A 5,324-nucleotide genomic window follows, 5' to 3' on the forward strand; every position below is an offset into this window, starting at 1 on the left:
GGTTCCTTTAATTCTAAGTCCACATATTCAGCTTCGCTCTCTGCACCTACTGCTAAAGCGGGGCCGAAGGACATGCGGGGGTGGGGATTAAAACCCTCTGTTAAAGCTAAAGGAAGCCCGGCCCTCCGTGCTGCCCTTTGTAAAACCCGCATCACCTCCAGCTGGCTTAAGAACCTACCTGTACCCACTTTGGCAAATTTAACCCGTAGGCGCAAAGCTACGCGCCTCCCCCTTTAGATTCATCTTCACCTTTAACCCAGGGCATACCCCGCAGGACCAACACCGTCCCGAACGGCAATCAGGGGTTACTTGGCCAGCCATGGCCCGTTGGTAATCCTCCCATAAGAAGTCTTTACTTACACCAAAATCCAGGTGATCCCAGGGAAACTTCTCTAGATATTCCCGGCGGCGATAAGCATAAAAAGCTGGCTCCAGCCCGCAAGCCCGGAAGGCCTTCTCCCAAGCCTCATACCGGAAATGTTCAGACCATCCCTCAAGCCTTGCTCCTTCCCGCCAGGCCACAAATAAAGCTTGTCCTAACCGGCGGTCTCCCCGGGCAAGAACCGCCTCTAAAAAACTCATCTCCGGCTGGTGCCAGCTAAAATATAAACCCGGGCCCTTTAGTCTTAACCTTAAAAACTTCTGCTTTTCCTTAAGTTTGTCCAAAGGAGCTTGGGGCTCCCACTGGAAAGGAGTATGGGGTTTGGGCACAAAGGAAGATACGCTTACCGTGACCCTGGGCTTTTTACCTTTAGTTAACCGCCGTCCCTGTTCCAGGACCTCGCGAGCAAGTTCTGCGATCCCCTCCAGATCTTCTTCCGTCTCCGTAGGCAATCCGATCATGAAATACAGTTTGATATGCTGCCAACCAGCGGAAAAAGCCTCTCCTGTAGCGCTTAAAAGGTCTTCCGCAGTTACTCCTTTGTTGATTACGTCCCTAAGCCGCTGTGTTCCGGCCTCAGGAGCTAGGGTTAATGTCCCTTTTTTCCGGAACTTTTGCAAGGCATGGGCCAGGCGCACGCTGAAGGTATCTACCCTTAACGAGGGAAGGGAAATGCTTATACCCTGATCAGCGTAACTTTCAGCCAGGGCTAAGGCCAGCTCCTCTATACATGTATAGTCGGCGCTGCTTAACGAAGTCAGGGAGATTTCCTCGTACCCGGTGTTGCGGAGGAGTTCTGCGGCCTGCCGTAATAATACCTTGATATCCCTCTCCCGTACCGGGCGGTAAATGGCCCCGGCTTGGCAAAACCGGCATCCCCTGGTACATCCCCGCATAATTTCTAGCATTAAGCGGTCGTGCACTACGTCCAGGTAGGGCACGATGGGCCGGGAGGGGAAGTAGGTAGTGTCTAGATCGGCTACTACCGCCTTTTTTACCTTCTCCGGGACGCCCGGAAACTTAGGCCTTATCTCTTTAATAGTTCCGTCATCCCTGTAGAGAACGTCGTAAAAAGAAGGAACATAAATGCCGGGGATGGTGGCGGCCCGGCGCAAAAATTCCTCCCGGTTCACCCTCCCATTAGGAGATCCCTTGAGTTCCCCTACCAGTTCTAGAAGCTTAAGCAAAACTTCCTCCCCATCGCCTAAAACAAAGCAATCAAAAAAAGGTGCTAAGGGTTCCGGGTTGCAGGCGCAGGGACCCCCTCCGATAATTAAGGGGTGTTCCTGGCCGCGCTCCCGCGCCAACAGGGGTATACCCGCCAAATCCAACATATTGAGGATGGTGGTATATGTAAGTTCATACTGGAGGGTGAAGCCGATTACATCAAAGTCACTTAAGGGACGGTAGGATTCCAAGGAAAAAAGGGGTAATCCTTCTTGCCGCAGGATGGCTTCTAAATCGGGGGCCGGGGCAAAAACCCTCTCTAAAAGCATCCCGTCCCGTTCATTAACCAGGCCGTAAAGTATGGCCAGCCCCAGATGGGACATGCCCACTTCATAAAGGTCAGGAAAGGCAAAGGCCATGCGCACTAAAGTGCTATCCCAATTTTTATGAACACTGTTCCACTCAGTGCCCAAGTAACGGGAAGGCTTTTCTACTCGGGGTAAAACATTATCTACTATGTATGATTTTAATTCTTTGGAGGGCACTTGCGTCGCTCCTTTAAACCTTCAATTCTTGCAGCCACTAGTATAGCAAAGATAGGGCTTATTTTATACCCCCTAATATAATTTCTACCTCTAACTAACTTATGCCTCTAACTTTATGCCTCTAACTCAGCAATTTCCCTAAAGGTTCCGCCCAGCGTCCCTCCAAAAGAGCCTGAAGTATCTCCTTTTCTCCTACTAGCCCGCAGAGCTTACCCCGACCATCCAGCACCGCCACCACATTATACTTGCCTGGACGGAAGCGACGCACTATCCGCCCCAGCGGTTGTTCACAACTGGCCACGAGCCACCTCGCTTCCTTTAATACACCTTCTCCCCTGTCGTAGCGGGTACGCCACAACTGCCTCCAAAACAAGTAAGGCCAGGCCTCCTTTTCCGTAGAGGCTAAACTGAACAGAAAAAGGGCTAATATAACGCTTTGCAAATCCATAATACCCCAAAAGAAACCCGCTAAACCTGCAAGGCCCAAAAGCAGGGCCCAGATTTGCCCCAGTACACCTCCCTCCCAGGTAGCTTGGCCAGCTCCTACCTGGAAGGTGCGCCACGCCCGGTACAGGCGTCCTCCATCTAGTGGAAGACCGGGAAGCAGGTTAAAGCACCCCAATATCACATTAACTTGCAAAAAAAAGGAAAGCCAATCCGAGCTTACACCGCCAAACTTTTTACAAATTAAAGCCAGCAAAGCTAAAACAAAGCTTCCCAAAGGACCGGCCAGGGCTATGCGGGCTTCCTTGGAAGGGTAAAAGGCGAGGGGAACTGAAAAACGGGCTACGCCGCCGAAGGGGAAAAGCTCAAGGCTTTTCGGGGGAAGTCCTGCCCGGTACGCTACCCAGGCGTGGCACACTTCATGCCAGGCCACACAAATAAAAAGCATCAAAGCTTGAGGAAGGACTCCCAATAAAAAGTATACGCCTAACAGAAGAAGGAAACAATCGTTTAAAACTATCTCCGTTTTGGCTATCCTGCCCAACCACATATCAAATCTGGCCGGCCGGGAGCAAAAAAGGTAAGGGGTCCACCGGTCGGCCATCTTGCCGTACCTCGAAATGTAGCTGCACCGCCGGCCCAGGCGCTAGAACCCCGAGGGTATCTCCCTGACGAACCTCTTGGCCCGGCTGAACGTATATTTTACCCAACGTCCCGTAGACGGTGACTAACCCCCCACCGTGATCTACCTCTACTACCCGTACCAACACCGGATCGTCCCCCGCCCGCACCACCCGTCCATCTAAGGCCGCCTTAACCGGGGCTTCTCCTTTAGCCTTTATGTCTATGCCCGGATGGAAACTACTGGTCTCCTTTTCCGTCACCCATCCGTAGGGCTTTATAATTTCCCCGGAGACAGGCAAAGCCATGACCGGCAGCTCCTGGCTTCCGTCTCTTGGTTTGTAAGCGGGTACGGCTTCTTGACGAGAATTTAGCCCATGGAAAACCCACCGGTCAAAGGTATCCAGCCACAATCCTTCTCGTATCAGAGCGGCCACCACCTGGGTTTTATCCGAAGCTGTATCCCTTAGGTAATAACGTAAGGCCGTTTGCAGGCGGGCAGCTCCCGGACCTTCCAGACGAAAAACGAAGGTCAAGGCCAAGAAAATTAAAACTGCAGCTAGTATTTGTTTTAAGAACTGCCCGAAAAACCGGGTGGGGGGAAGGGAACGCCCCGGACCGGCCATCCCGCCTAAAGGCGCTCCCTTGATTTCTTCCCAATCCCAATTGGAGCGCATATTTTTCTGCCCCCTGGAAAGGCAAGCTCTATTTTAATGTTTATTGCCTGTCCACGGGGGATATGACTCTAAAAGTAAATATCACGGTAACCCTCTTCAATCTTAGAAAGTTTAGCCTCTGTGGCTTGGCGTAAGGTTGTATCTTCTATCTCTTCTAAAGCTTTCTCTATAACTTTTTCACCTTTTTTTCGTAGTTCAGGCGCCCCCTTATCTAAAAGATATTCTTTAAAGCTTAAAAGGGCGTTGGGCAAACAGAACCGTTTTATCTCCCCCTGGCGGGCAAGACCCGTGAAGCGGCCGCCCGTTCTACCCACCCGGTAACAGGCCGTGCAGAAGCTGGGAAGGTAACCTTGGGATAGTATAATTTCGAGGATGCGCTCTAGCGGCCGGTGATCGCTCACTTCAAACTGGGCCGCTGGATCTTCGGGTTCCGCATAGCCTCCCGGGCTTACACAGGAACCCGCCGACATCTGGGAAATACCGATATGGATAAGCTCATCCCTGAATTCCGGCCGCTCGCGAGTAGTGAGCACCAAACCCACATAAGGCAAGGCCAGCCTATATACGGCTACCACCTTACGGAAATCAGTATCGCTTAAAGGATGGGGAACCTGAGTGAGGGCTGCGCCTTTAGCAGGCCGCATCCTAGGTATCGACATAGTATGAGGCCCTGCACCGTAATCTCGCTCCAAGGCCCGGGCATGGCTTATAGAAGCCAAAACCTCGTATCTGTAATCATATAGACCAAGTAAAGCCCCCATGCCCACATCATTAAAGCCACCTTCCATGGCCCGGTGCATGACTGTTAAACGCCATCCATAATCAGCTTTAGGTCCACTAGGATGAAGCAACCTATAAGTATCGGGGTGATAGGTCTCCTGGAAGCACTGGTAAACACCAGCCCCAGCTTCCTTTAGCCGCTTGAAACCCGCCACCGTCTGGGGAGCAACATTAAGGTGAACTATGCGTAAAGGAGAATAGCGGTATACAGCCTTAACAGCCTCTACCAGATAATCCACATCGGTACCCTCATGGCCTTCTCCTGCTACCAGAAGCACCCTTTGAAAACCCTTCTCAGCCAGAGCCCGGGCCTCCCGCCCGATCTCCTCCGGCGCTAACACTTTACGTTTAAGGCTGCGGTTATCCCTCCGGAAACCGCAGTAAAGACAGTTATTGCTGCAACGATTGCTAATATAGAGGGGAGCAAACAATACGATGCGCCGTCCGTATACCTTCTGCTTAACCTCCCCGGCAGCAGCATATATGTCTTGAAGCTCGCTCTCTTCGTTAAGATTTAGGAGAGCAGCAGCTTCCTCTAGGGTCAAACCTTTAAGCTCCCTGGCTTTACGCAATATGCTCTTAAGACCTGCCGGTCCTGGGGGAGGGGTGGACAAAAGGTCGGTAACCAGCTTAGGATCAACTATGTCAGTAAGCTCCCTTTCCTGTTTCTGCCCAGGATCTGCCATAGCCATAATACCGTTACCTCCT

The 5,324-nt window shown here is 51.7% G+C and carries 5 protein-coding genes; all 5 read right to left on the reverse strand.

All coding sequences use genetic code 11. The features are described from left to right. The coding region (locus L5656_RS10395) for a TIGR03936 family radical SAM-associated protein (protein ID WP_297202680.1) at positions 1 to 215 on the reverse strand (215 nt) is incomplete at its 3' end. Next, positions 199 to 2,094, reverse strand: a complete 1,896-nt coding sequence (locus tag L5656_RS10400) for a TIGR03960 family B12-binding radical SAM protein (protein ID WP_297202682.1) — start codon at positions 2,092 to 2,094, stop codon at positions 199 to 201. The genes L5656_RS10400 and L5656_RS10395, both read right to left, overlap by 17 nt. Before the next feature lie 121 nt (positions 2,095 to 2,215). After that, the gene (locus L5656_RS10405) at positions 2,216 to 3,142 is read right to left on the reverse strand and encodes a site-2 protease family protein (RefSeq protein ID WP_297202684.1); all 927 of its coding nucleotides are present in this window, start codon (positions 3,140 to 3,142) and stop codon (positions 2,216 to 2,218) included. After that, on the reverse strand, positions 3,090 to 3,836 hold the full coding sequence (locus L5656_RS10410; protein ID WP_297202686.1) for a murein hydrolase activator EnvC family protein: 747 nt from the start codon (positions 3,834 to 3,836) through the stop codon (positions 3,090 to 3,092). Before L5656_RS10410 ends, L5656_RS10405 begins: the two co-directional genes overlap by 53 nt. Positions 3,837 to 3,904: 68 nt before the next feature. After that, a partial coding sequence (gene hydG, locus L5656_RS10415; protein ID WP_297202688.1) for a [FeFe] hydrogenase H-cluster radical SAM maturase HydG occupies positions 3,905 to 5,324 on the reverse strand: 1,420 nt, incomplete at its 5' end.

Origin of the sequence: Thermanaeromonas sp. (genome assembly GCF_021890735.1) — a bacterium.
In the GTDB taxonomy this organism is placed as follows: domain Bacteria; phylum Bacillota; class DSM-521; order Neomoorellales; family Neomoorellaceae; genus Thermanaeromonas.

Coding starts and splice junctions, on each gene's coding strand:
- L5656_RS10405 (WP_297202684.1), bottom strand. CDS start 3,142: ATGGCCGACCGGTGGACCCCTTACCTTTTTTGCTCCCGGCCGGCCAGA.
- L5656_RS10410 (WP_297202686.1), bottom strand. CDS start 3,836: ATGCGCTCCAATTGGGATTGGGAAGAAATCAAGGGAGCGCCTTTAGGC.